General features: G+C 47.0%; 22 protein-coding genes. 7 read left to right on the top strand and 15 right to left on the bottom strand.

Annotated features, from left to right (window positions below; all coding sequences use genetic code 11):
• The first annotated feature begins 74 nt into the window (after window positions 1-74).
• Genes E4N69_RS06845 through mnmA form a run of 3 tightly spaced genes read left to right on the top strand, consistent with a single transcriptional unit; the run spans window position 75 to window position 2,909 of the window.
• Window positions 75-1,307 (top strand): LIC_12708 family protein, encoded by a 1,233-nt coding sequence (locus E4N69_RS06845; protein ID WP_253823352.1) that lies wholly within the window; start codon window positions 75-77, stop codon window positions 1,305-1,307.
• Complete coding sequence (locus E4N69_RS06840; protein ID WP_253713856.1) at window positions 1,300-1,839, top strand: hypothetical protein; 540 nt, start codon at window positions 1,300-1,302, stop codon at window positions 1,837-1,839. The genes E4N69_RS06845 and E4N69_RS06840 overlap by 8 nt, the downstream gene beginning before the upstream one ends.
• Window positions 1,836-2,909 (top strand): tRNA 2-thiouridine(34) synthase MnmA, encoded by a 1,074-nt coding sequence (gene mnmA / locus E4N69_RS06835; RefSeq protein ID WP_253823351.1) that lies wholly within the window; start codon window positions 1,836-1,838, stop codon window positions 2,907-2,909. The genes E4N69_RS06840 and mnmA overlap by 4 nt, the downstream gene beginning before the upstream one ends.
• A gap of 56 nt (window positions 2,910-2,965) precedes the next feature.
• On the opposite strand, the gene E4N69_RS06830 is transcribed toward mnmA, so the two are convergent.
• The 5 genes from E4N69_RS06830 to E4N69_RS06810 all read right to left on the bottom strand — a co-directional run bounded on the left by E4N69_RS06830 (window position 2,966) and on the right by E4N69_RS06810 (window position 6,219).
• Window positions 2,966-3,367, bottom strand: a complete 402-nt coding sequence (locus E4N69_RS06830; RefSeq protein ID WP_162663617.1) for a type II toxin-antitoxin system VapC family toxin — start codon at window positions 3,365-3,367, stop codon at window positions 2,966-2,968.
• Window positions 3,367-3,561, bottom strand: coding sequence for a hypothetical protein (locus tag E4N69_RS06825; protein ID WP_162663616.1), 195 nt, complete (start codon window positions 3,559-3,561; stop codon window positions 3,367-3,369). The genes E4N69_RS06830 and E4N69_RS06825 overlap by 1 nt, the downstream gene beginning before the upstream one ends.
• A gap of 64 nt (window positions 3,562-3,625) precedes the next feature.
• A complete protein-coding gene (locus tag E4N69_RS06820) occupies window positions 3,626-4,267 on the bottom strand; it encodes a P-II family nitrogen regulator (RefSeq protein ID WP_044016065.1) in 642 nt (213 codons plus the stop codon).
• Window positions 4,264-5,742: a DUF1538 domain-containing protein gene (locus E4N69_RS06815; protein WP_253823350.1), complete on the bottom strand. Its 1,479-nt coding sequence runs from the start codon at window positions 5,740-5,742 to the stop codon at window positions 4,264-4,266. Before E4N69_RS06815 ends, E4N69_RS06820 begins: the two co-directional genes overlap by 4 nt.
• A 150-nt stretch (window positions 5,743-5,892) precedes the next feature.
• Window positions 5,893-6,219, bottom strand: coding sequence for a GNAT family N-acetyltransferase (locus E4N69_RS06810; RefSeq protein WP_371922345.1), 327 nt, complete (start codon window positions 6,217-6,219; stop codon window positions 5,893-5,895).
• Between the two features lie 140 nt (window positions 6,220-6,359).
• Between E4N69_RS06810 and E4N69_RS06805 the strand changes: the two genes are divergently transcribed.
• Window positions 6,360-6,860 carry a hypothetical protein gene (locus tag E4N69_RS06805; RefSeq protein ID WP_253823349.1) on the top strand — a complete coding sequence of 167 codons (501 nt, stop codon included), beginning with the start codon at window positions 6,360-6,362 and terminating at the stop codon, window positions 6,858-6,860.
• Window positions 6,841-7,308 carry a hypothetical protein gene (locus tag E4N69_RS06800; protein WP_162663611.1) on the top strand — a complete coding sequence of 156 codons (468 nt, stop codon included), beginning with the start codon at window positions 6,841-6,843 and terminating at the stop codon, window positions 7,306-7,308. The genes E4N69_RS06805 and E4N69_RS06800 overlap by 20 nt, the downstream gene beginning before the upstream one ends.
• Before the next feature lie 189 nt (window positions 7,309-7,497).
• Here E4N69_RS06800 and E4N69_RS06795 read toward each other — a convergent pair whose 3' ends face one another.
• Genes E4N69_RS06795 through E4N69_RS06770 form a run of 6 tightly spaced genes read right to left on the bottom strand, consistent with a single transcriptional unit; the run spans window position 7,498 to window position 15,176 of the window.
• Entirely contained in the window at window positions 7,498-9,264 is a 1,767-nt protein-coding gene (locus E4N69_RS06795; RefSeq protein ID WP_253823348.1) for an FAD-binding oxidoreductase, read from the bottom strand.
• A 25-nt stretch (window positions 9,265-9,289) separates the two neighbouring features.
• On the bottom strand, window positions 9,290-10,846 hold the full coding sequence (locus E4N69_RS06790) for an FGGY-family carbohydrate kinase (RefSeq protein WP_253823347.1): 1,557 nt from the start codon (window positions 10,844-10,846) through the stop codon (window positions 9,290-9,292).
• The gene (locus E4N69_RS06785) at window positions 10,843-11,250 is read right to left on the bottom strand and encodes a DUF1667 domain-containing protein (RefSeq protein WP_253823346.1); all 408 of its coding nucleotides are present in this window, start codon (window positions 11,248-11,250) and stop codon (window positions 10,843-10,845) included. The genes E4N69_RS06790 and E4N69_RS06785 overlap by 4 nt, the downstream gene beginning before the upstream one ends.
• Entirely contained in the window at window positions 11,247-12,641 is a 1,395-nt protein-coding gene (locus E4N69_RS06780) for an NAD(P)/FAD-dependent oxidoreductase (RefSeq protein ID WP_253823345.1), read from the bottom strand. Before E4N69_RS06780 ends, E4N69_RS06785 begins: the two co-directional genes overlap by 4 nt.
• Complete coding sequence (locus E4N69_RS06775) at window positions 12,638-14,392, bottom strand: NAD(P)/FAD-dependent oxidoreductase (RefSeq protein ID WP_253823344.1); 1,755 nt, start codon at window positions 14,390-14,392, stop codon at window positions 12,638-12,640. The genes E4N69_RS06780 and E4N69_RS06775 overlap by 4 nt, the downstream gene beginning before the upstream one ends.
• Window positions 14,367-15,176 (bottom strand): FadR/GntR family transcriptional regulator, encoded by an 810-nt coding sequence (locus tag E4N69_RS06770; protein WP_253713843.1) that lies wholly within the window; start codon window positions 15,174-15,176, stop codon window positions 14,367-14,369. The genes E4N69_RS06775 and E4N69_RS06770 overlap by 26 nt, the downstream gene beginning before the upstream one ends.
• 461 nt (window positions 15,177-15,637) lie before the next feature.
• On the opposite strand from E4N69_RS06770, the gene E4N69_RS06765 reads away from it, so the two are divergent.
• Window positions 15,638-16,702 carry an adenylate/guanylate cyclase domain-containing protein gene (locus E4N69_RS06765; RefSeq protein WP_162663605.1) on the top strand — a complete coding sequence of 355 codons (1,065 nt, stop codon included), beginning with the start codon at window positions 15,638-15,640 and terminating at the stop codon, window positions 16,700-16,702.
• A 120-nt stretch (window positions 16,703-16,822) separates the two neighbouring features.
• Window positions 16,823-18,475, top strand: coding sequence for a ComEC/Rec2 family competence protein (locus E4N69_RS06760; RefSeq protein ID WP_253823343.1), 1,653 nt, complete (start codon window positions 16,823-16,825; stop codon window positions 18,473-18,475).
• A 139-nt stretch (window positions 18,476-18,614) separates the two neighbouring features.
• On the opposite strand, the gene ggt is transcribed toward E4N69_RS06760, so the two are convergent.
• The 4 genes from ggt to E4N69_RS06740 all read right to left on the bottom strand — a co-directional run bounded on the left by ggt (window position 18,615) and on the right by E4N69_RS06740 (window position 25,155).
• Window positions 18,615-20,324 (bottom strand): gamma-glutamyltransferase, encoded by a 1,710-nt coding sequence (gene ggt / locus E4N69_RS06755; RefSeq protein ID WP_253823342.1) that lies wholly within the window; start codon window positions 20,322-20,324, stop codon window positions 18,615-18,617.
• Between the two features lie 4 nt (window positions 20,325-20,328).
• Window positions 20,329-21,702, bottom strand: coding sequence for a sodium:solute symporter family protein (locus E4N69_RS06750; RefSeq protein WP_253713840.1), 1,374 nt, complete (start codon window positions 21,700-21,702; stop codon window positions 20,329-20,331).
• 142 nt (window positions 21,703-21,844) lie between these two features.
• A complete protein-coding gene (locus E4N69_RS06745) occupies window positions 21,845-23,623 on the bottom strand; it encodes a 6-hydroxymethylpterin diphosphokinase MptE-like protein (protein WP_253823341.1) in 1,779 nt (592 codons plus the stop codon).
• Window positions 23,620-25,155, bottom strand: a complete 1,536-nt coding sequence (locus E4N69_RS06740) for a peptidyl-prolyl cis-trans isomerase (protein WP_253823340.1) — start codon at window positions 25,153-25,155, stop codon at window positions 23,620-23,622. The genes E4N69_RS06745 and E4N69_RS06740 overlap by 4 nt, the downstream gene beginning before the upstream one ends.
• Window positions 25,156-25,169: the final 14 nt, after the last annotated feature.

Below are 25,169 nucleotides of genomic sequence, written 5' to 3'. Positions count from 1 at the left end.
CTTCTATTCCTAAGGGTGCAAAACAAATCTCTCATGAGTTTTTAGAAGATACCGTAAGGAACCGGATTATTGTAATGTGTTACCGCAGTCATTTTGTTAAAGGGCTTTGTATTTTCTTGTGTGCCGTTGTTTCTCTTTGTGCCGTTTCGTGCGGGAAAGAAAAAACGGGGAACTTGGAGCGCAAACAACTTTTTTCAATTAAATACGGAAATTTTGAAGATCAGCTCGATTTATTTCAGCTGGCAAGTCCGTATGTCCGTCCCGACAGTCAGTTAGTCATGGATGACGGTATTTTTTACTTAAGCAATTCAGGCGCAGGTAAAATAATGAAATTGACCTCATTCGGTGATTTGCTTGCGCTGTATTATAATCCCGAAAATAATCCCCGCCCGACATTTATCGACGCCGATCAAGCGGATAAAATTATGACTCGCCGTGCCGTGCCGTATCCGCTGAATCATCCGACCTATCTTGCCGTAACGCCGAACAAGCACTTGTTTGCCGTCGATACGGTCAACGAAGAACGTATTGAATACGATCAAACGGAGAATCTTGCGTTACGCGATACGGTCATTCATTTTAATGAGACCGGTGAATTTGTTGATACCGTCGGACAAGAAGGAGTCGGCGGTACGCCGTTTCCACCTATCGAAGGACTGTATGCGGATTCAAACAATGGTCTTATTGTAGTATGTCGAACGGAAACCGGTATCAGGGTGTACTGGTATGACAATACGGGCGGTTTGCTGTACAAAATTCCTATTGCATTTAGCGGGTTGCCGTCGCCTTACACCAACGATGTAAAAGTATTTTCGAGTCTTGATAAGGCTGTTCCCGATTTTACGGCAAAGAAGCTGCATATTAAAGTCGATTATTACCGTGAAGATATTGATACGGATATCAATGTGAGCGCCGGAATCAGTTATGATAAAAGCTGCCTCTATACGTTCAATATTGAAGAGAGGCAGTACGAGCGGACGGTGGATATTGCGCCGTATGAGGATACGGAAGACACGAATACCGGTACCCGGCACATTAAAAAAGTGTATGGGTTGCTCGGTGTAACCGCAAATAATTGGTGCTTGTTGACGACACCGCGTTCCGACGGATATATCCTCGAACTAATCAATTTACATTCAAATAAAATACATACGCGAACATTGACCGTCTCCCCGGATGAATTAGTGTATAACGCTTTCCATCTTTCTTCCGATGGTATCTTATCGGCGCTCCTTGCAGGGGACAAGCAGGCGGACATCGTTTGGTGGAAGACAACCGAAATTACCGGAGCGTCAAAAAATGAATAACCAACCGGATTCATGGGATGAGGGAAGTTCGTATCTCCGCTATGACCGAAGTGAGCGTTTAAAGCGTGCGCCGGAAGCGGTGCAGCAAATGTACGAGCCCGACTACATCAAAAAAATGAGTCTTCTTAAAAGCCTTACCGCAACTCGTTCAACCCGATCTATGCTGTTTGCTATTGTTGCCGTTTTTGCCCTCACCTTTGCATCATTTTTATTTAAAACCGATCGGCAGTCAGGAAAAATTGAGGGAGTTCCGGTTAAATTGGAATATTTAACGCAGCAGGAACATCTCTATGTGAATATTTCGTTCGCAGCCACGGAACAAAGCGATGACTATGCGCTGCCGCTTACCGTCCGTATCACTGCGGCGAACCGCGATACGGAACAGAAGGAAACAAAAGCCGTCGAAGTGATTTACATCGGCAGTACTTTAAGCGTACCGATTCAGTTTCCTGCCCATACGTATAAACAATTGGAAGCGGTTGTGCTCGCAGACGGTAAAGCGCTGTCATTGCGGAGTGCAATAAAAAAATGAAGATTGCAGTAGGTTTAAGCGGAGGGGTAGATTCCAGCGTTACCGCAAAGCTTCTGATAGAAGAAGGGCATGACGTGTGTGGTGTTACGCTCCGCTTGCTGGATGAACAGACTTCCATCGCAAAGGAACAATCCGAGCGGATTATCGAAGAAGCGGCGCAGGCAGCGCGGCTTCTCGGTATTCCGCACCGTGTCTACGACTTCCGTACCGAATTTCAAAAGCAGATTATCGATTATTTTATAAAAAGCTACCGCAGCGGAGAAACACCGAATCCCTGTTACATTTGCAATAGACAGATTAAATTCGGGCTGCTTTTGGAACAGGCTTTACGGGAAGGTTGTGATGCTATTGCGACCGGCCATTATGCCAAGGTGTTTCAGGAGCCGTCCGGCCGGTATGTGCTGGAGCGGGGGGCTGATGCACAGAAGGATCAAAGCTATTTTTTGGCCTTGTTGAGTCAAGAGCAGTTAAGCAGGACGTTTTTCCCGCTTGCAGAATTGACGAAGCCGGAGGTTCGCCTCATTGCGGAAAGGGGCGGATTGGTCAATGCGCATAAGAGCGATAGCCAAGATATTTGCTTTGTGCCGGACGGTGACTACACGGCAGTAATCGAAGCATTGGCGCCCGATGCGTTTCCCGAAGGAGATTTTATCGACATCAATGGCGCCAAGGTCGGTACGCACCGCGGCTTGCACCGTTATACCATTGGGCAGCGGCGGGGGCTTGCTTTGCCGTTCGGTTATCCGATTTACGTGGTTGAAAAATCGGCAGAGCATAATACCGTTACCGTCGGTGCGGGGGATGCCCTTCTCGCCGCCGCCTGTTCGGTGCGGGAAGTAAACTGGATTGCCGAAATGCCGCAGGAGCCTTTTTACGCGGAGGTTAAAACACGGTACCGGCAGCAGCTGAAAAAAGCCCGCATCGAACCGACTGGTGCCAGCCGAGTCCGCATCGTTTTTACCGAACCCGAACGAGCGGTTGCGCGCGGGCAAGCCGCTGTATTTTATTGCGGGAGTAGGGTACTCGGCGGCGGTGTTATTGATAATGTTGAAGCAATCGGTGTAGTGTAATCATAAAGAGATAAAGAGTTTATAAAAAATACATAACGGTACTAAGCGGTTTTGATTTACACAGCAAGTTTTAATTCTGTAATAATTCGAGCCATATTTACAAAATCGGCATCATCGTGTAGAAGTGGAATATTATTTTCAATTGCCGTTTCTGCAATCAGTAAATCGACCGTACTACGAATTGTAACCCCTCCTCTACGACAACGAAAATTCAGCAGAGCTGCATTTTCAAAGGAGCAAATACCGAGTCTTAGAGAATACAACGGTACGTCACGTAAATAAGATTTCAAAACGGAAAATTCTTTTTCGTCTTTTGAACCTTGCAAAATTTCTTGATAAATAAATTCATTGATACAAAAATGTTTTTGTTCTTCAAGTAATTTTTCAAAATATACAGTACCGACTGTTTCCCTGCCACGAAAAAAATTGATCAGCACAGAAGTATCTACTAGAATCATTAAGAACTCCGCATTGCTTTATAATCATATCCATCAGCAAATTGAATTTTACCCTTTAGGTCGGCGAGACTGCGTTGTTGTTTTTCAGTGGAAAAATCAATTGCTTCCATGTATGAAATAACCATTTGAGCCTGCTCATTATCAAGCATTGCAAAATAATCCATCGCTTTTTGTTTAAGAGTTGTTTCTATCACCACAAAAACTCCTTATGACCTACAGCGCCTTCTTAGAGTATACTATATTCCAGTAATTTTTCTACTATTTTATTCCGTAGGCGTCGGTGATGGGCAGCACAAATAAGATTCCGTGGCCGTCCTTTTCGATATCACTGTGGCTGCGGATGGCGGCAACGACGGGTTCAACCTGTTCGGGGTCTACAATTGTTAAGACAATTTCTTTTTCGGGTTCTATTTCAATATCGAAAATCAGCTTTGTTTGATTCGCCCCCGAACCGCGGGCGTGAAGGATGGTGCCTCCGCGTGCTCCCGCTTCTATGGTAGCGTCCACAACATCATTAGCTCGTCCTCTATCTACAATTGTAAAAATCGCCGACTTCATAGCTTGTATCTCCTTTTGCGTTTCCGGCGGCATTGCTCCGCTGAAATGTTTATTTGAATAGGTAATCGGAATGATGAACGCAATGCCGAAATTTTTTCTGGTTACTTTATGCCGCCGGTTCAGTTCCTCCATAATCGAGGCAAGTTTATCATGTTCTCCCATTGTCAAAATCAATTCCTTTTGGATTTGATTGATGCCGAGAAAATCGAGCAGCTTACTTTTTACCGTACCTTGAGCAAGCAGCGTCGTCGCTCCGATAAGGCCGAGTTCCCTACCTTCGTGAATAATTTTCCGCGCTTGTCCATGTGGCACTAAAATGATCAATAATGAAAAAGCGGTCATGTCCCCTTCCTTTGTTTTAAATAAAAAAGTAATCCGAGTACTTGCAGCGAGATAACCGGCGCCAAAGCGACTGCTGCGATAATGCCGAACCCGTCGATAAGTACGTTTGCACCCGGTGTTGCAGCCGCCAACCCTTGCGCAAAGGAGAGCACGAATGTTGCCGTCATCGGACCCGACGCGACCCCTCCTGCATCAAAAGCCATACCGACAAACAGCTCCGGCACAATCCACGAAAGCGCAAGCGCGACCATGTATCCCGGCAATAGAATATGCCAGAGTTGAAATGCGGGAATGACAATCCGCAGCATCGACAGAAATGTCGCAATACTCACGCCGAGTGCAAGAAAGATGAGTACCAGCTTTCTCGGAATATAGCCGGCGCTGACGGTTTCAATTTGCTTGGTTAATACATAAACGGCCGGCTCCGCAAGGATGACTACGCAGCCGATAAAAGCCCCGATGATTAAAATGAGCGGTAGATTTGCAATCTCTCCGATTTTATGCCCAATCAGGAAGCCGAGATCCAAAAAACCCGTTTTTACTCCCGCTAAAAATAACATTAAGCCGACAAAGGTGATAATCATCCCTTTAATAATTCCGCTCAAGGTGTTTTTTTTCAACCGTAACGAACATACATCGGTGAGTAAAAAGATAATCGCAATCGGTAACAGTGACAGCATCGATTCAGAGGCAGCATGCTTAAACGCTTCGGAGATGGCGGTAAGGATTGATGCACCGGCGGCCGGTTCCGAAATGCTGAAATCATTATCAAAAGCCGGTAACTGCCGTATCAAGGTTATTGCAAGCACGCTCAAGATTGCTCCCGCCGAAACCATTCCGACAAGTCCGAAAGAATCCGTTTCCGATGCAATGGAGTTTTTCTTCATACGGGAAACACCTGCTGCTATTGCCAGAACAAACGGCACCGTAATCGCGCCGGTCGTTGCACCCGAAGAATCAAAGGCTATCGAGATGCCCTCCCGTACCGAAAAAATCGAACAGAGCAATATCAATCCATACGAGAAAGTAAAAGCTTTATGCTGCGGGATGTGATAGACAATGGTTAATAATCCGACGGCAAGAAATACCGCGACACCGATTGAAACGATAACAATCAGCGTGGTTTGCGGGATTGCCCCCTTGGTGACTTGCATCACTTGAGCGCCGAGGATTTGCAGATCGGGTTCGGCAATCGAAATAAAAAAGCCGAGTATGAGCGCCCCGATAATAACCACTGAGATTTTATTTTTTGCGGTGATGAACTGCCCCATCACGTCGCCGATGGGCGTAATACCGATGTCTATTCCGAATAGGAATATCGTAAGTCCGATGCAGATAAAAACAACGCCGATTAAGAACTGAATAAAAAAAGTATAATCAACTCGCACAAAAAGGAAGTTCAAAATACAAATTAACACGGCAATGGGTAAAACTGAAAAAATAACTTCTTTACATTTTTCAGCTAAAACATTCATAAGTACTCAAGTGCCTCCTCTTTGCGAGGGATAAAGATAAACTAATTGGTAAATGTAACCGCAAAGGCCGCCAAGATCGCAAAGAAAAGGAATTCGATAAGAGTGTTCTTTTTAGAATCCTTTGCGGTCTCTGCGTGCTTGGTGGTTTAATTAATGCGCGACTAAATCTGCGTATTCCGAATGTTTATTGAACCAATCAGCTGCATACGAGCATTGAGGCCGTATCTTTTTTCCGTTTTTTTGGGCATAGTCTACGACTTCTTTAACGAGCTTACCGGCAACGCCCTGTCCTCTCAGCGAATCATCAACAAAGGTATGGTCGAGGCAAACCGTCGAGTCATTCTCCTGCGGAAAGGTAACCTCGGCAATAACTTTTCCGGTATCGTTTTCCGCATAAATTCTATTTTCTTGATGTATGAGTTCCATCGTATTCTCCTTGCGGAAAGCAGTATGCCATAGAATGGAAAGGAATTTCAATATGTGGTGTAATAGGGCGTCTCAGTAATCTATTTGTGCGATCTTGTAAATTCGCATCCTCTAAATTTAGATTGGGTTGACAAACTATCTTGCTCAATTATAATAATGCTTTCGATTCCGAAGTTTATTAGGAGGAAAAAATGAGCAATGTCTATAAGACACGTCCGCACAGAGTTCTCGTGAATCTCATTTTTGGTGCGGGAGCCGCTCTCTTTGTGACTTTTATTGCATCAATTTGGCTTAAAAGTTCCGTATTATTGCTATTGATAGCTTTAGCAGTTTTCGCCGGCTATATTTGGCTTGTCATTATCGGCAACATGATTGTTATAGAAACCGACGGCAATACATTGACGATAAAAAAAGGAAAAAAAATCGATACCTATTCGATTTCCGCTACAGCGATACGGGCAAAAACCGTTAGTTCGGGCGGCGATACGGAATGTTCGCTCTATCTTACTCGCCCGGGAGAAAATGAAGAACTGATTGACTGCGAATTAATCGGTATTACGCAGTTTATAAAGTTATTGGATGATTTGGGAATTAATAGAGATTCCGTAACCAAACTCAGCACGGACAATACTGATGAACCGGCTAAATTGACAACCGTAAAGGAGAAAACCCATGGACACCATCATGAGTAATACAAGTTTTTCACATATCTATTATTTTATCCTTATTCCGATAGGGCTGCTTGCTTATTTTGCATTTGCAATCTTTAAAACGAAGAAGGATAAACAGCGCGTTACAAATTGGCTGAATGAACATCCCGATGCGGTAAAAGTATATATCGGTAAAACGAGTTCGGTAACCGGTTATCTGGCGAGTGCCGCTCAACAGATAACCATCCGCAGCGTCGACGGGGAGCGCCCGTTCTACTTTAGAGAAAAGCTTTCAACCGGATTCTATGTTACTCCCGGAACCCATGTCGTCGAATCGTCTTTTTCAAAAACTCGTCCCGGTTTCTTTTACCGCTCCGTTACAACAACCTACGGTGCAAGCAAACAGGAAATTACAGTAGAGGCTTCCAAATCCTATAACTATTTCTTTAATACAAAAGAAGAAACCTACGGGTTTGAAGAATTACATTAAAAACGAAAACCGGGGATGTCTCAAAAGTTGGTTACTTTTTCGACATCCCCGCGAGTTTAAAATTAAGTCTTTATACAGTAATAACTTAATTTTAAACATCGCATCTAAATCTAAGGAAACTGTCCAAAACTGAAGTTTTTGGACAGCCCCGGCTCTTTTTAGCGGCTCCGTTATTTTGAGCAATACCCCTTAATACGCGGGATTATCCCATGTTCTGCTGCAGAACTTCGGCTTGCGCTTTTGCTCTTCGGTCATGTCGATACCGAGGGTACCGCCCGGGTTCATAATGTTGTCGGGGTCAAAATGCTTTTTTAACGCGCGGAAAATATTCAGCCTATCCGTGCCGATCGACTGCTCCACCCATGCTGCCGTCATCTTGCCGACACCGTGGTGGTGGCTCATCGCAGCTCCCTGTTCCATGATATTATCAAAGATACCGAACTGATATTCTGCATATTCTTCTTTATCGCGGAATTTCCCGATGAAGATAAAATAGAGATTGGCTCCCTGCTCATACGCATGGGAAAGGTGCGTCATACAGACCGTGTGCGGGCGGGATTTTGCAAAGGCGCGTACCTTTTCATGCACACGCCCCATCATCTCCCATGTAACGGAGCATTCCATCGTGTCGATGATGATGCCGTAGTCCTGCAGCGATTCCCGCAAATAGGGGTCGGTAAAGCGGCCTTCTTCCCATTTATGTGCGGGATAGCCGGTGAGGTACAGTCCGCCGTGGGCTTTGCTGATTTTTTTTACGATGCGGAAGAGATTTGAAGAAAAGCCTCGTTCACCTTCCGTCCAGCCTAAAAACATACAGCGGTCATGCGCTTTGTATCCGCGGAGGTTCATCAAGCTTTCGAGCGGGGTGCCTTCCACGCCGTAGAGCTTCATCATCGCATCGGTTTCTTCGGGGTCGGATAGGCGGAACACGGAAGGATAGCCTGCTTCGGCCTGCATAATTTCCCGCGCGGCGTCGCGTCCGCTCTGCCAGTCCTTAAACATAAAGCTGAAATACCGGCGGTTCTCCGCAGTCAGGCGGGAAATTTTCAGTGTTACATGCGTCAGTACGCCGAACGCTCCTTCCGACCCCATCATCAGCTCATCGATATCAGGGCCGACTGCGTGGGCGGGAAGTCCGTAGCTTTTAATGACACCGGTGGGGGTAACATAAGTCTGCCCCATCACGATATTGTGAATATTGCCGTAATAGGTTGAGTTTTGACCGGCGCCCCTCGTTACCGTCCAGCCGCCGACGGAGGAGTATTCAAACGACTGCGGAAAGTGTCCGCAGGTGTAAACGTGCCGTGCGCCGAACCGGGTTTTCGCTTCACTCAAGATTTTTTCGAGCTGGGGGCCGGACATCCCCGCTTCAACCGTGATGGTTTGATCGGTTTCGTTAAAGTTAATCACCTTGTTAAAGTTCCGCCGCATATCAAGGCTGATGCCGCCCTTAAACGCTTCTACGCCGCGGGTAACGGAAGAGCCGCCGCCGTATACATAGAGGGGAATGTGCTGCTTTTGGCAGTATTCGACAATCTGCACGATTTCTTCATGACTTGAAGGATAGAGCACTGCCCGCGGGGCATTTTCGGTGATGTTTTCCCGCAGCCGGTAGAGGTCGTACATGGTTTTGCCGTAGGCTACGGAAAGCCGGTTGTATCCCTTGGTGCTTACATTGTCCTTACCGCACACGGATTCAAAGAACGCGACATGCTCCGGTTCAAGCGGCGGCGTCGCTAATGTTTCGGGCACAACTTCATGTCCGTCGGCACCCTTCCGCTGAAAATCCGCATCGGTTAAGCCGAGCTCACCTTTCATAAAGGTGAAGAGCCTCTCATTCGGCTCCTTAAATTCGTTGGGGTCTCCCCATTTTAAAATCGAACGGAATGAAGCCGGTGGCGGGGGAACTTGCTCCCATTCCGGTTTAAAATTCTTGTATACCTTACGTTCAGCCATAGCCATCTCCTATTAAAACTACTTTTTATGACGGATAACCGGTTACTTCCCGTATCCGTTTATACACGTGCTTGAGGATAGGATATATCTGCGTGTATATTTGATAGAGTTCATCATATAATTCGCGGTTATCCGGTGAAGGGGTAAATTCCTGCGCGATATGAACCATGTTTTTGACGCTTTCTTCGATACTTGAATAACACCCCGTCCCGTACGCCGTTAAGATCGCGGCACCCAGTGCGGAAGTTTCCGTTGTCGCACCGCGGACAAGCGGCTTGTTTAAAATATCCGCTGTGATGCCGCAGATACGGTCGCTCTGCGAGGCTCCGCCCGAAACGGCAACCTTTTGTACGGGAACACCGCTTTGCCGTTGCAGTTGTTCCAACCCCTCCCGCAGCGAGTAGGCGAGCCCTTCGACGATTGCGCGGTATATTGCGTGCCGTCCGTGTACGTCGCCGAACCCGATCATCGAGCCTTTCGCATAGTGATCTTTAAGGCTGGCGCCCCAATAGGGTTGCAGCATCAGGCCGTAGCAGCCGGGCGGGGAGGAGTCGAGGAGACGATCCATAATTTGCTCCGGAATAATACCGGTTGCCGTCGCCTTTGCCCGTTCTTCATAGCCGAGCTCGTCCTTAAACCAGCTGATCATCCAGTAGCCGCGGAATATTTCGATTTCCGGTACCCAACGCCCGGGATAGGCAGCGCTGTATGCGGGTAGGAATCGGATCGGTTCCGTGTAGCGGTCGGTGCATATTTCCACCGTTGCCGTTGTTCCGAAGCTGAGGGACGCGGTTTTCGCATCGAGACATCCCATACCGAGCGTTTCGCATGCCTTATCACTGCCGCAGGCGATGACCGGTATACCGACAGGAAGCCCCGTTTCCAGAGCGCCTTGAGCGGAAACCCGTCCGATCTCTTTCCCGCTTTGGACAACACTGCATTTTTTATCATCATCTATCGGAAATATCTTTGCCGTGATGTGTCCGGGCGATGCCCACTTTTGCTTTTTATGATCAAAGGGAATGTGTCCGACCAGCGATGAAGGGGAATCGGCAGCAATTCCCGTAAGCCGGTATTGCAGATAGCCCGATACCATCAGTACCCGCCAAGTTTTTTTCCAAATTTCCGGCTCGTTTTCCTGTATCCAGTTGCACTGACCGTCGCTTTGGGAGTGCATGATTTTTTCGTAGTAATCAACGGCTTTCAGCGCAGCCTTCATAATGAAATTCGGATGATACCGGCCGTGTGCCTTTCGGGTATCGAGCCACGTAATCGCAGGGCGCAGCACGTTTCCGTCTTTACCGATGAGGATGACGGTGTCCCGCTGAGCTGTTACGCCGATTCCCTTTGCGCGAGCCATTAAATCGGGATGACTGTTTTTGAGTGCCGCTACACCTGTGCACAGCGCACCCCACCACACTGCGGGATCTTGTTCCGCCCATCCCGGCCGCGGACTGACGCACGGTTTATACATAATCTGCTTCTTTGCAAGTACCGAACCGTCTTCCGCAAAGATGATAACACGCAGGCTCTGGGTACCGCAGTCAATTGAGATAATCGTCGATTGATCGGTCATAATCATTCAGCCTCCGTACTTGCACAGGCGAGAATCGGTATTTTAGTTCCGTTTTCAGCAGTAAGCTGGGCAAGACAGTCTCCGTATCGCACCGGCGCGGAGGCGATAATAGTGCGTATTTTTTCTATCATAGATTTCATCTCCTCAAGCGGAATTTCACATCCGGTTTTTACCGGCAGGCGAATAAACTCAGGCTCACCGAATCCTGTCGTTTCTCCATTATGCCGAGCCGGCTTGCAGGCAACGGTGGTGGTGAGCGTTCTCATAGGGCACAGCACTTCCTGTTTGCCGTAGCTGATTCCTTTAGGACAGCTATTTCCGCTTACTACTATTATATTCGTTGCATCGTCGATTGTCACGGTTAATGCACAGCCGCGCGGGCATGCAATACAAGTCAGCTCTTTGATCATTCAGCCTCCTTTGCCTGATGCGCCGGTTCTGCGTCTGTCAGCGAAACGGATAGCTGCTTCGTATACGCCGGTATTGATGCGGTATCCACGATAATCCGTTCCATCTCCGGCGGTTTTAACAACCGGAATGTTTTTTTGAAAAGAGTCTTTGAGCCTGTTTTTGTTTCCGCTCTAATTGTCAATACCGCTTGCTCCCGCTGTGCCGCAGACCGGAAGTACAGAACCGCCTGCTTCCCGTCCGGTGCGATGCGGGCGGGTGTTTGGTATAGCAGCGTTTTATCAGCATAGATGGGAATTTCAGCAGGATTTTTACATAGCTCAGCCTGCGCCGCCGGCTGTATTTCCGTTGCCGCAGCTCTTTCTGAGGCGGTATTGCCTTCAAATGCTGTTCCGCTGCAAAGTAAGGCAGCCTGTTCCCCGGCAATACTGCCCGACTCGGAAACATAGTCTACGAGGTCGTTGACATGGAGTGCGTTTCCGCAGGAGAAAAGTCCCGGTACGGTTGTTTCCATATATTGATTAACCTGCGGTCCCTTTGTCCGCGTATCCATTTTCGGCGCGAGACTGTCGAGGATGTCGTTTTCGGGGATAAGCCCGACGCTCAAAATGAGGGTGTCGCAGGGGATATACCGCTCCGTATCGGCGACCGGCTGCATCCGTCCGTCAACCTGCGTAACGGTTACGCCCTCCAAGCGTCCTGCCCCGTGCAAGGCGCTCACCGTCGTAGAAAGGTGGAGCGGAATACCGTAGTCTTCAAGGCATTGCACAATATTGCGGGTAAGTCCCGACGGTTCACTCTTTACCTCGTAGACGCCCTCTACGCTGCCGCCGACGCTTGCGGTTTCGAGGGTGAGCCGCCGCGCCATAATGAGTCCGATGTCTCCGCTGCCCAAAATGACAAACCGCTTGCCGGGGAGGTATCCCTTTAGGTTGATAAAGGCTTGTGCCTGCCCCGCAGTGAATACCCCCGAAGGCCGGTCGCCGTGGATAAACACCTGCCGGTCGGTACGTTCTCTGCAGCCTGTCGCGGAAATGAGCGCCGTGCAGGAAAGGGTAAAAATGCCGTTTTTCGGATTGGTAAAGGTCAATTCAAAGCCGCCGCCGTTCTGCTGCACGATACGGATAACAAAGGTGGATACGAATATGTCGATGTTGGAATGCTGAGCGAGCATATCGCGGTACCGCCATGCATATTCGGGACCGGTCAGCCGCTCTTTAAACCGAATAAGTCCGAAGCCGTCGTGAATGCACTGCTTTAAAATACCGCCGATATGCTCTTCCCGCTCTATCAGTGCGATGCTGCACTGCGGAGCTTTTTCGGCGGCGGCAAGAGCAGCAGCCATACCGGCGGGTCCCGCTCCAATCACAATGATATCATAAAAGCGTTTCATAATGCCGCCTTCCCCTCATCTGCCGACAGTGGGTTGTTCAGTATGTACGAGGAGCCGCCTTTTTTAGTAATGCGTTCAAGCGGAATGCCGGCTTCCCTGCTGATGATTTCCATTACCCGCGGCGTACAAAAACCGCCGTGGCACCGCCCCATTCCTGCGCGGCACCGGCGTTTTACCGCATCAAGGCTGATATGCTGTATACCGAGTGCACGGCAGCTGCGTATCGCATCCCGTATTTCTCCCTCGGAGATTTGCTCGCAGCGGCAGACGATTTTACCATAGAGCGGATCTCGTTTGATAAGCGTATGCCGCTCGGCATCGTGCATCGAGGCTGTTTCGCGGGGTGCGGCGCGGCGAGATATAAAGTTCGGTTTTTCTTTGAGGCCGGCGGGAAAGCGCCGGAGCGCAAGCGCTGCAATATCTTCCGCAATTGCCGGAGCGGAAGCAAAACCCGGCGATTGAATGCCCGCTGCATGAATCAAGTTGGGTACCTTTTCGGACATTTCAACGATAAAGTCTTCCTCCCACGTCGCGGCGCGGATACCGCTATAATACGCGATGATATCACCCCTCGAAAGCGTTTTATTCATAGACATTTGCTCAAGCAAGGCTCGTTCATCTTCGGAGTCGGTACCGTAGTCTTCACGGTCATATACCTCATGCGCAGTCGGCCCGACAAGGATATTCCCTTCTATACAGGGGATAATGCCGCCGCCTTTTGAGTGCTGTTTTGAAGAGTTTAGAAGATTAGGTTTTCCGATAATGGTATGCTGCGCTCCCTTTTTCTTTTTATCGAGGATGATATCCATGCCCTTTCGAGGATGAATGGAAAAAAAACGGTCTCCGGCAAATTCCGCAATTTTATCAGACCATACGCCCGCTGCGTTGATAATCAGGCGGGCGTTCAGCGTACCGCGGTTTGTGTACACTGCCGAAATCAAGTCGTTCGTTTTGTCAAAACCGGTTACGGCGGTTTCAAAGAAAAAAGATACGCCGTTTGCCGCAGCGTTTTCCGCAAAGGCAATCGTTACCTTAAAAGGAGAGGCAATGCCGGAGTAGGGCATCCAAAAACCGCCGTAGTATTCCGTACTCAGGTTCGGTTCCATGTTTTGTATCGTTTTTTTATTCATATAACCGACGCGACCTTCAACGCCGTTTTTTGCCGCCCGTCGGTGCATAAAGGGCACAAGCGGTTTTAGGAGCGGGGAATCAAATAGCATAAAGCTGCCCGGCCATTCGGTTTGAAAGCCGAGTTCTTTGTCGAGCTTGCGGTACAGGCGGTTACCGCGAGTGTTCAGTCTGCCTTTTATCTTTGAAGGACTATCTGCAAAGCCGGGATGAATCATGCCGTCGTTGCGGGAGGACGCCTGCATTGCGCAATCGCACTCTTTTTCGAGCACGGCGATTGTTAAATCATAGCGGGATAGTTCCCGTGCGATTGCACATCCGACAACACCCGCGCCGATAATCACGATATCGAATGTTTTACCTGCTAAAAGATTATCCCGCACTTCCGGCATCCGCATCGGCGGCTCAGCCTTTCCAGCAACGGTTATATCATTAACCAAACCCTTATATCCCGGGAGCTTTTTACATTTTCTTGCAAAAAAGGCGCCGACGGTGTACCGTTCTTCAACGGTAGGAGCATCTCCGGTCAATATTACCGACCGGCCGTCCCATTCTGCCGAAAGTTTCAGCTGCGGGTACCGTTCCTTTATCTTCCGCTCAAGCTTTTGAAGATAGTTCTTCATAATGCTGTTCCCTCATAATCGGCGGACTTTCCCGTCCGTCAGCTTCCGTATGAATGTATGCATTCGTTGAGATCATTTTTTCCAGTAAGGCGAACGCTTCATTCCGTTTATTCTCCGTGATATAGGCAATCAACCGTGATTTTAAGGCGGCTGCTGTCCGAATGCTCTCGGTATTTTCCGTAAAAAACTGCTCCAGTTTTTGATGGTACAATTCTCGTGCCGAGTTAAAGAGAAGGAGAAATATCGTATTGCCACCCGCCTCGATAATTGCACGGTAAAAGAGAAAATCCAATTCGGTCAGCCGCCGTATTTCAGCAGGTCGTAAATGGGCCTCGATATTTTTATGTTCTTCTCTGTGTATCTTATGTAATTTCTCAATGAGCGGTGAATTTGTTTGTTTCTGCACCGTATCGGCAGCAAAATACTGCATCAATGATTTTGTCAAAATCATCCGGCGGACTTCTTCCAAATCGGCATCGATACGGGCGGCAGACTGAGGTGCCGAAAAACGATAAAGGCTTGAAAGCAGGGGCAGCGCACCTTCTTCTGTGAAGTTATTGACAATCCAGCCATGCCGCGGCCGAATGGAAATAAGCCCTCTCGCACCAAGTTCCAAAAGCCCCTCGTGGATGACCGGCCGAGAGACACCCATCTGCTGTGCCAATTCCCGTTCGGGCGGTAACAGCTCTCCCGGCAGGATAAGGTGCATCAACAGCAGTGTCTCCATCTGCTCGATAAAACGTTCTTTATTGCTTTTAGCCGTTGTTCGTTTTTTCTTTTTCATATAATCTCATATTTAGAATAGCGGTATGTGGTAATACCACCAATCTTTATTTACTATAACATGAAAAAAAATGGTTTGTCAAATATTCATCAAAATTTTTATAACCATTTTAAAAGCCGACTGTTTAGCATAGTGCGTTAAAAAATATTTTGTACCACCTGCCATGATTTTTGCGCTCCCCTTGCTTTTCTTTCATCATGAAGGTTTTTTCGTGCGGTTTAATACCCGCCGTTCTCGGCAACGCTCTACGTCGTAACAAAGGGTATTAAAGCTGACTGCAACCATCTCGTCAAAAATGTACATCCTTGTACATTTTTGACTGCGAGTTTTTTGCCTTGCAAAAAACTCGTTCCTGTTTGGAATCACCTGCATCCGTGCCGGATATCCTATACTGTGTGAAACGTTGGGCACTGTACCCCGATGCTCTGCGTCGGAGTTGTTGATTATAGAAGGAGAGAGTTATGAGTGTGAAATTACGCTCTAAAGTAAATCAGAAAGAGGCTGATAAAATTGCAGCCTTTTTAACAAATGTGTCGGATCGGTTACTTTTTCATATTCCTCTCTATGAAATCGGTAAAGCTTTCGGTATATCGCGTGAAAAAATATTGGATATTTTTATTCAAGGAGTTTATGACGGAGTATTTATATTAGAATGGATTTATCATTGCCCTACTTGCGGACATATTGCCTATGAAGCTCCGTCTCTTCATCAAGCTTCGTCACAAAATTTTTGTACGGTTTGTAATAAGGTCTTTAATAATACGCTTGACACCAATATTGAGGTTTGCTTTTCGATTCACCCGCGGCTCAAGATGCTCGATCCTACGTTTAAAATGAATTATATTGCTGATATAGGCAAAAATATTCGGAGCGGAAAGTATCGGACGTGGGACACACCTGATGCAGTACGAGGTGTGGAGATTATTCAAAATAATTTGTACCGCGAATTGATGAGTTCTGAAATTCTGATTGGTGACCAATCACTTCCACTGACAAATATGACAATTCTCTTTGCAGATATTACAAATTCGACAAGGCTTTACGCATCATTAGGTAATAAAAAAGCATTTTTATTGATAAAAGGATATGTAAAGCTTCTTTTGAGTACGATTGAAAAGTACAGCGGCGTACCGATTATGAAAAACGGCAATGTTGTTATGGGGGCTTTTATCGATCCTTGTAAGGCCTTTAATGCTGCTGTGAAAGCACTGCGACAATTGACAAAGTATAGTCAAAATAAGCCGATAAGCGAACGGTTGGAAATTAAAATGGGTTTGCATAGCGGTTCGGTATTGGTGGTAACCTTGAATAACCGGCTTAATTATGTTGGACTGACTGTTAATACTGCCGCCGATATAAAAAACACTGCGCTTTCGAATGAGATCGTTATCTCTCAGATTCTTTTTAATAACCGTTCCATTAAACGTACCATCCTTTCTGTTACCGATACCGTACAGAAACAGCAAATACGATTTAAGGGAAATCCTGAAAATCATACGCTTTATCATATAAAAATACCAAATTAAAGGAATCCTTGAAAACGTAACTTTTGGGCAGTTATGTTTTTCTCAGATTTCCTTTGCCGCTGCCGCTGATTTGTAGCCATTTTGCGCCTTGTGTCGTATAAGAAATCGTAAGAGGTAAGTATGGATAGACATGTTGTTCCGCCTGTTACGATCATAGCCGTTGCGGTGGCGGCGTTTTTTTACGGGTTGTATGTATTTGCTCAAACTGACAGTAAAATTATATCTTTTGTTTTTATAACGGCATTTTTACTACTGTGTGCTTTCTTGCTGTTCTTAGCGGCAGTACCGATAGCCGCTCAGTTGACGCACCGAAAATTCCAACCGCAGCACTGTCGTCAGAAACGAGTGCGAGCCATGGTACGGTTTGCGCTTTGTGTGATTGCGGGAGCTGCGATCGGCTCGTATGCTGCGCGTACTCTGCAAAGAGAACAGCGACCTCCGCAAACGCTGGCTTCGCTGCCTACGGTGCGGACACTTATTGCGGAATTAACCGGTGAGCCTGTTCCGGCTGGATCCGATTATTATCGCATACCGGTTAAACTGATTGCGTGCGGCGCCGGCCGCAATGAGCAGTTTTCCGCATCGGGTTCCGTGCAGCTTTTTGTTCCGGCAGCGCTTGTCCGCGGAACATATTCAGGAGGTATTACCCGCATCGGCGAAGCGGAACAATCCGAAGCGGCAGCGCCGCTACTGTCCAGTACGGCTGCATTTGCAGAGGCTTTGCAAAATCAGCAAGAATGTCGGTTTTATGTCTGTGGAATGAAGCTTGCAGTTCAAGGAAAGTTCGGTAAGACGGGAACGGTGTTTTATGCGCGGCAGGTGCAGCCGGTATTTCTCGGCTGGAATTCTCCGCTCAACCGCCTTCGTGCGTTTTTCCGCTTTGCCTTTATGCGGATGCTATACGGTTGGGGCGAGGCGGGCGGACTTTTGCTTGCGCTGCTTGCTGCCGATAAAGCGTTCTTACCGGCGGAATGCATCGCGGCCTTCCGCAACGCCGGACTTGCTCATATCCTTGCCTTGTCGGGGATGCATCTTTCGCTAATTGGGACGGCGGCGATGCAAGGCGGCAGAATATTCGGGCATAAGAGCAGGGCAGTATGGTTTTCGCTTGCGGCGGTTTTCCTGTTTGTCTGGTTTGCAGGCTCTGCTCCTTCGTTAAACCGCGCATTGGGAATGGTATGTATTGCCGCCGCAGGGAGAACGCTCGGGTTAAAGCCGCCGCCCTTGTCCGTGCTGTGCGCCATGCTGACTGTGCATATCGCAATCGCCGGCGCTGAAGCAATAACGCTTGGGTTTATGCTTTCGTATGGGGCCTGTGCAGGTATCATCATCTTCGGCGATGCGTGCGCTCGTCTCATGGCTGGAAAAATGCCGCCGGCTTTTGCAAGCAGTATTTCCGCATCTGTCGGCGCACAGCTTTTCACCGCCCCGATTGTTATCTCTGCAATCGGGAATATCGCGGCGGCGGGGGTAATTGCTTCATGTGTGGTTAGTCCGCTCGTTTCGGTTTTCCTCATCGCGGGGCTTATCTGCATTCCGCTTGCAGTTATTTTCCCTTTCACGAGTCCGCTGCTGGGATACGGATTGAACGCCGCATACCGGATAATTTTTGCGTCAGCGGATTTTTTTGCACGCTTTCCGGTTATTGCGCCGGAAAGCGGAATGCAGCGTGTGCTATTTTCGGCAGCGGCGTTTGCGGTTGGGGTGTGCTGTGTGGTTCTGGCGTATGTTCAGCGCAAGCGGACAGCAGCCGCTTTCCCTCGATTGACATGAGCACGGGAAAAGCGTTTAAACTAAGCCCTGCTGCTGAATGGGGCTCGCAAAAAAGTAACCAACTTTTGAGACATCCCCGTATGTTAAAGCCGAATACCGGGCATCTCTAAAAACTCGGTTAGCTTTTAGAGATGCTCTACTATATTTCCGCAAATCCTATGCCGTCAAAGCTTGCGCCGGAGGAAAAAAGAACTCCTGCGCAGCCATCGACTCGCTTTGTCCGCCCTGCATAAAACCTATCCTGTTTTTTCATCACGCAATTTACCATTGTACTCATTGCCTGATGTACGGGAACCTGATGTATGGTATGCAGTGCTACTTGAAGCTGAGCAACAGTATCGGGTGAAATACCGAATTCGGTTTCTATGCCTTGTTGTTTACTGAGACAGTTGATATACGGCATATCTACCAGCTGTTCAGGTTCCATATCAAAATCGATTGCATTGACTATCCCTTGCAGCACGCCGGTAATAATTCTCGGACCTCCGGCAGAACCGATGGCCATGAACGGTGCTCCTTCTTTAAAAACAATGGTCGGCGACATACTGGAAATCGGTGTTTTTCCGCCGGCTATCGCATTAGAGCTGCCGTACGATAATCCTTGACTGGTAAGTGCCCCCTCCGTTGCGGAAAAATCCGACATTGCATTATTCAATACAAAACCGTAGGCATCTACAACAATACCGCTTCCGAACCAGTCTCTGATGGTCTGCGTTTGCGATACCGTATTCCCATATCGATCCATAATGGAAAAATGAGAGGTGTTCCCTTTATGCTCGTCGAATGCAGTATCGATACCCGGTTTATACTCTTGTGCCGTTTTAGTGATATGCTCATATTGTAATTTTGCATAATCTTTGCTGAGAATTTTATGCGTGTCGATTTTGATAAAATCGGGATCACCTAATCCGATACTTCTGTCTGCAAAAGCAATCTTCATCGCTTCCGCCAATAGATGTATGTACTGTGCCGAATTATGTCCTGCTTTTTTTATATCCGCATTTTCAAGGATATTCAGCATTTCGAGTACGGTACAGCCTCCTCCGGGGGGAGGAAAGGAATATACGGCGGCATTTCGATAATTGATACTTACGGGTTCACGGAATTTAGGTTGATACTCGGACATATCTTCATAGGAAAAACAACCGTCATGCTCATTTATTGTGTTGATGATTGTCTTTGCTGCTTCTCCGCTATAAAAATAATCAACTCCGACTGTTGCGATTTTTTCTAAAAGCCGTCCCAGTTTTTCATTTTTTTGCATAGCGCCGAATTCATATCCCTTATCTCCGTTCATAAAATTCTTTTTAAAGGCGGGATAGGTATTCCGTTTTCTGATAACCGAGTCATCCGTACCGGTTATCGAACCGGTAAAGCTTGTCCTAAAACCGTTGAGCGACAACTTGATTGCATCTTGTGTAACCGCTTGCATTGTCATTGTACCGAATTTTTTTAGCAAGACATCTAAGCTTTTCAATAATCCCGGAACGGCAACCGATCTTCCGCCTATATCCTTCCATTCGTCGCACACCTTTCCGTCTTTTAAAAATAAATCTTTTGTCGCATTCCGCGGAGCTATTCCTCTCCCGTCCAATGCATAGACTGCATTTTCCTGTTTTGAGTACGCCAGTGTAAAGCAGCCCCCGCCGATTCCCGAATGATGCGGTTCGACAACGGATAATACCAACGAAACCGCAACGGCAGCGTCAAAAGCATTTCCGCCGTTTCTCAAAACATTCAGTCCTGCTTGAGTGGCATACGCATTATTACTGCTGATTGCCCCGTATGTTCCGTTGATAGACGGCCGATTCCATGCAGACGGCCACATATACATTTTCTTTTCCTGCATACGATTATTTACCGCCTTCTTTATATGTCAGTAACGAAACGATTATTCCAACGCCGTATGTAACAATGACAACCGGATAAATTGCTTCAAGCTTATCGCTCAAGCGCAGTACCATCCAAGCTATCCCAACGAGCATACCGCAGAGGATACTCCAGAAAGCACCTTGCTTGGTAACCTTTTTCCATGTTAAACCGACTAAGATGGAAAAACTGATAGGGGCAGCGGCGACATGCTGGAGCGTTAAAAAGAGATTCGTAAGCGAACGGCTTGGAATAAAAAGTGCAGGTATCAGCGTAAGATATGCAAAAATAAATGTAATCTTTTTGGAAATGCTGAGAACCTTTTTATCATCGGCATTTGGATTGATATCCGTTTTATATACGTTGGTGATAATCGTACCGGTGGCCAGCATCATTGTTGCCATCGTTGCAGCGATAATCATTGTAACGAATGCAAAGATAATACCGCCGAAGAACGGTGAGGTAAAGGTTTTAATAGCATAGGCAAATGCGCTTGTTCCATCACCTAAATCAGCTCCCGAAGCTTTTGCAAGCATTCCGCAGGTTGCCGTAAAGAAACAAATCGGTGCTGCAATAAGATATCCGAGGATGGAACCGGTGCGGGCAGCTTGCGGGGTTTTTGCCGCCAATAACGGCTGAAGTACCGATTGCATAACAGCCGTACTGATACACCCTCCGAATATCCACGCGATGATTCTGTGCAGCGGCATATTTTTCATACTGTCATATCCTTGCGGTAATTTTGCCAGCAATCCGCTAAAGCCTTCAAATTTAGGCAGTGTCGTTACAACAAAAATAATGAGTAAGATATAAATACCGATACAGACGATTCTTCCTACCGCTGATGCTCCTTTCATACCCGAAAAGCCGGTGTAAACGACGGCAACCGTTACACCGATTATCATTGCCGCCATGAAGTTTATATTGGGTAATACAATTTGAATGATGGACGAAACCGTTTTTAACTGAATGGGAATATAGAGAAAACCGTAGACAATCCATGCGTATGAGTACAGTTTTGCCGTTTTAGTGTCGAATCTGGATTGTAAGTATACAGGAACCGATTCACCGGGCATATTATTTCGGATTATTTTTGCAAAAACAGCTAATGCAATAAAGTAAAACGATCCGGCTATTGAATACCACGACCCGGCGATGCCGAGGTTATATCCGTTTTGAGCTGCTCCGACAATTGCCATGCCGCCGATTTGCCATGCGGCAAAAATAGCACCGAGTGAAACGGCGCTCAGGGACTTATCACCTCCCGACCACTGTGCGGACGACTTAATGGTTGTTCCGGCATAAATACCGATACCGACAACAATTAAAAACGTAATGATCCATGTTGCAATTAACATACTGATTTCTCCTTTACTTAGCTTATATTATGATATGTAATATATTACATATCATAATATAAGCTTACACCACCTTTCAAGGAAATGCAACAAAAAATTCTAAAAATTTCTCAAATTTCTGAAAGAAGAAGTTTCGCCGCTGTTAGCTGAGAATCTTCAGCAGATACCGCAGCTCGATACCTGCCCGCTTTAGAAAACCGAGGTCAAGCGAATAGCCCCGTGCTGCATCGGGGAAGTGGCTGTACAGATAGTCGCGCTCTGAAAAGAGTTGTTCCATCATGTGTTCCGATATCGAGCGCTTGCCCTGTAAATGGTCATTCAGCATAGTCAACGCTTCGGCTTCACCGGCAAGATAGCCGGAGAGCGCTTCATATCGTTCGTTTGCAGTGTCTGATTCACAAACGGAATCAAAAAAAGTATCGGCTGCATTTGTCTGTGAGCAACCGGTTCCGATAGCTGTACTGTCCGCATCCGAGGCACAGGCATCGGTAAGTATCCGCTCCGCTTCAGTTATATCAGCCTGCCGGCCGTTCAAAAAGCAGCCTTCCGTTCCAATGTCGATAACCCGCTCATTTCCGGCGAAGGCATGGCGGTACAGTTCCGCATAGCCGGATAGTACCGGAGTTGTCCAATAGGAAAGTCTCTGCTTCCCGGAAATACGCTGCATACCGGTAGAGAGACTGAGCTTATACGGCGATTCGGTACGGTTTATTTCCGCAAAGAGTTTTTTTATAGGGCTGCTTCCGGCGGCATGGGTAAGACCGTTTTGCCATGCAAAATCCAAGCCGGTATGCAGTACGGGCAGGTGAGGGTCGGTCAGCGCTAAAGCAAGCTGTAGTGTAGTCAGCCCTACCGATCCCATCGGCGGAAGAATAATCGGCTGCAGCGTTTGATAAAGACGTTCCAAATATTTCAGTCGTGCGTACTCGGTGCAAAAAAAGTGTACACTTCCGCCGCATGCTTGCAGCGCACGGGGGGAAGCTGTCAGATCGGCAAAGACCGGTATGCCGTATTTGCGCAAGCCGATGAACGCCGAATCAATCCAGTACTGCGATTCCACCAATACGATTGCGTCAGGTTGAATATCAGGTAAAAGAGCTGCGGCTGCGGCATCCACTGCAAGCAAAAAAAAGGAATTTCTATTCTTGATAATAAAATCCCGTGCAGTATCCAGCGAAGGACCGGCGCCTGCAACCAAAAGAGGCTTGCGGATACGCTCATCGCCGGTGAGCAACTGGAAATTCCTCTTACTCGATGGTGCCTCCCACGCAGATAATTCCGCTGGGGAACTCTCCGGCGATCTTACGAGTGATCTCGTCAGCGATCCCGTCATTTGTCTCGCCGGTGATTTTGCAAGCGATCTCGCAAGCGAGAGGAGGTTGCGGAACGTATTATGTGCGTAATTCCTGCCGAGATGCATCAGCGTTATCCGGTTTTTCCAAAACCGTGAAATAACCTCATCGGCATACAAACGCACTTCATCATAAAAGACTTGGTTGAGCTGTACCCCGCCTGAACAGGAAAGCACAAGACACTTTTTAAAGGGAAACAACGGCAAGGATTCTATCTTTTTCAGCACCTCTGCAACCGAATCCGTCCGGATATAAGAAAATCGCTGCTGTGCAAACGGAGAGAAATCACAATGATCGAGCGAGAACCGCATCAGCATTTGATCGCATTCCAGCGCGAGAATATAGGAAGAAGCCGGTAGCTTTTCCGTCAATTCTTTAAGTCCGTAGCCCAGTACCGGCGAAAGGCAGAGTATTAATGTAGAATTGGGTATCTGCAACGATGCAATCTGCGCTATAATGGCTGCTTGAGGATTGTATTTTGAATAGAGATATTTATTTCGATATAAAACGGAAAAGCCCCTGCTTGTTTGTATCAGCAGAGGCTTTTCATCTTTGTTGTCGCTAATCAATCTTTTTGGTTGAATACCGCATTAAAATTGTCGGTAAAGTTTTTGCTGTTTAAGACAAAATCAATAAAAGTCTGCTGTCCCCATGAAAGTTGTTGATAGGCAAGCATGGCGAGTGGGTATTCGTAATACCAAACCGATGCGAACTGTCGATATGAGTTCGCAATATTATTTTGTGTCTCTTCCGAGCTGTTTTTTTCTTCATCGAGCTGCAATACCAGTACGTTTGCCCCCAGCAAAATCGGATCCGAAATTTCCCCCTGCTTAAGTGCAAAGGCTTTTTTAAAGAAGGTTTCATTCCGTACACCGGCCGTAAAGAAACTATCCGACTGATAAGAAATTTGCGGTAAGATAGCGGCATTACCGTAGTTCAGTGTTATCGGGTTGCTTGTCTGCACAACCAAGTCGTTTATGGAAGCTTCATGCGCAAATCCGCCGATTTTTGCTGCTTCGATAAAGGTTTTTGCCTTTTGCTCAAGGTAATCTTCGATAATACCTCGTTCATTCGATTTCATATAGGAAAGTACACGATCTTGCGTTTCAGGTAGCGTAAAATCGGCAGCTTTAGCCGGAGCGATGCATTTTACGATCGCATATCCTGATGAAGTTTTAACCACAGGACTCATTTCATCGACTCCGAGTTTAAGTACGGTATCAAGATCCTTTGATTCGGGGAATGTCCGGTTTACCGTTGTTCGGTATGGGGATAACAGTTTTCCGTTAGCATCGGTACCCATTTTGGTAGAATTTGTTACCACCGCATCTTCAAACGTGATCTCTCCTTTTTGGAGTGCTTGAGCGGTTTTATTTGCATCCTCTTGAGAGGCAAAGGTCAACATTAGTAAGTTATGCTCTGCAAACATCTCCGCGTGTTCTTCGCCATACGCACGAATTTTATCTTGAGGAAATTGACTTTCTTCAAATACGACATATTTAAAAATGCGCTCTTTTTCTGCCATCTTCTGCACAAAAGCTGTTTCCGCAGAGCTCGTTTTTAGCCCGAATATATTATCATAGGTGCCGAAGTTATCTTCGATATATCGTTGTGCGGTAAGATAATCGATTACTTGCCGCCTATTGGCAAGACGCTGCTGTTCCGATGTCCGATTGTATAATTTTTCAGAATAAGCGCCTGTTGAGTCAGTATAAAAGGAAATAAGCGCTTTATTGATATTTTTATTCGGCAGATAAAAACCTGCATTCAGGGCTTCTTCTCGCGCAGCAAGCTGAATCATGGAAGAATTAAATGCGGTTCGCATAATCTGCCGTTCTATAAATTCCTGCTGAGCTTTGTTATTATTGTCATTTCTTAGATATCCGCGTAGTTCGGCAGATCGATGAAGCTGTTGGTATTCCCTGAAAAAAAGTCCGTCAGCCGTGTAGTCAAGCTGTTTATTTTTCCATTTACCGATCATTGTTTTTGAACCGTCGTTCGATTGCCCACCTGCGGCCGGAACAAAAACAAACGCGATTACTGAAAATACCAGAATAATAATACTTCCGATTGCTAAAGTATTTTTTTTGAAGCCTGCCATAGTTTTGTTTCCTT

This window comes from Treponema sp. OMZ 906 (assembly GCF_024181185.1).
Classification (GTDB): Bacteria; Spirochaetota; Spirochaetia; order Treponematales; family Treponemataceae; genus Treponema.
Note: the sequence above shows the minus strand (reverse complement) of the source record. Positions and strands in the feature narration are given on the sequence as shown.

Bases quoted from the DNA above. Each gene is read 5' to 3' on its own strand.
- E4N69_RS06830 (WP_162663617.1), bottom strand. From the start codon at position 3,367: ATGATTCTAGTAGATACTTCTGTGCTGATCAATTTTTTTCGTGGCAGG.
- E4N69_RS06775 (WP_253823344.1), bottom strand. From the start codon at position 14,392: ATGAAGAACTATCTTCAAAAGCTTGAGCGGAAGATAAAGGAACGGTAC.
- mnmA (WP_253823351.1), top strand. From the start codon at position 1,836: ATGAAGATTGCAGTAGGTTTAAGCGGAGGGGTAGATTCCAGCGTTACC.
- E4N69_RS06780 (WP_253823345.1), bottom strand. From the start codon at position 12,641: ATGAAACGCTTTTATGATATCATTGTGATTGGAGCGGGACCCGCCGGT.
- E4N69_RS06840 (WP_253713856.1), top strand. From the start codon at position 1,300: ATGAATAACCAACCGGATTCATGGGATGAGGGAAGTTCGTATCTCCGC.
- E4N69_RS06785 (WP_253823346.1), bottom strand. From the start codon at position 11,250: ATGATCAAAGAGCTGACTTGTATTGCATGCCCGCGCGGCTGTGCATTA.
- E4N69_RS06760 (WP_253823343.1), top strand. From the start codon at position 16,823: ATGGATAGACATGTTGTTCCGCCTGTTACGATCATAGCCGTTGCGGTG.
- E4N69_RS06845 (WP_253823352.1), top strand. From the start codon at position 75: ATGTGTTACCGCAGTCATTTTGTTAAAGGGCTTTGTATTTTCTTGTGT.
- E4N69_RS06805 (WP_253823349.1), top strand. From the start codon at position 6,360: ATGAGCAATGTCTATAAGACACGTCCGCACAGAGTTCTCGTGAATCTC.
- E4N69_RS06740 (WP_253823340.1), bottom strand. From the start codon at position 25,155: ATGGCAGGCTTCAAAAAAAATACTTTAGCAATCGGAAGTATTATTATT.
- E4N69_RS06815 (WP_253823350.1), bottom strand. From the start codon at position 5,742: ATGAATGTTTTAGCTGAAAAATGTAAAGAAGTTATTTTTTCAGTTTTA.
- E4N69_RS06820 (WP_044016065.1), bottom strand. From the start codon at position 4,267: ATGACCGCTTTTTCATTATTGATCATTTTAGTGCCACATGGACAAGCG.
- ggt (WP_253823342.1), bottom strand. From the start codon at position 20,324: ATGCAGGAAAAGAAAATGTATATGTGGCCGTCTGCATGGAATCGGCCG.
- E4N69_RS06770 (WP_253713843.1), bottom strand. From the start codon at position 15,176: ATGAAAAAGAAAAAACGAACAACGGCTAAAAGCAATAAAGAACGTTTT.
- E4N69_RS06750 (WP_253713840.1), bottom strand. From the start codon at position 21,702: ATGTTAATTGCAACATGGATCATTACGTTTTTAATTGTTGTCGGTATC.
- E4N69_RS06795 (WP_253823348.1), bottom strand. From the start codon at position 9,264: ATGGCTGAACGTAAGGTATACAAGAATTTTAAACCGGAATGGGAGCAA.
- E4N69_RS06790 (WP_253823347.1), bottom strand. From the start codon at position 10,846: ATGATTATGACCGATCAATCGACGATTATCTCAATTGACTGCGGTACC.
- E4N69_RS06800 (WP_162663611.1), top strand. From the start codon at position 6,841: ATGGACACCATCATGAGTAATACAAGTTTTTCACATATCTATTATTTT.
- E4N69_RS06765 (WP_162663605.1), top strand. From the start codon at position 15,638: ATGAGTGTGAAATTACGCTCTAAAGTAAATCAGAAAGAGGCTGATAAA.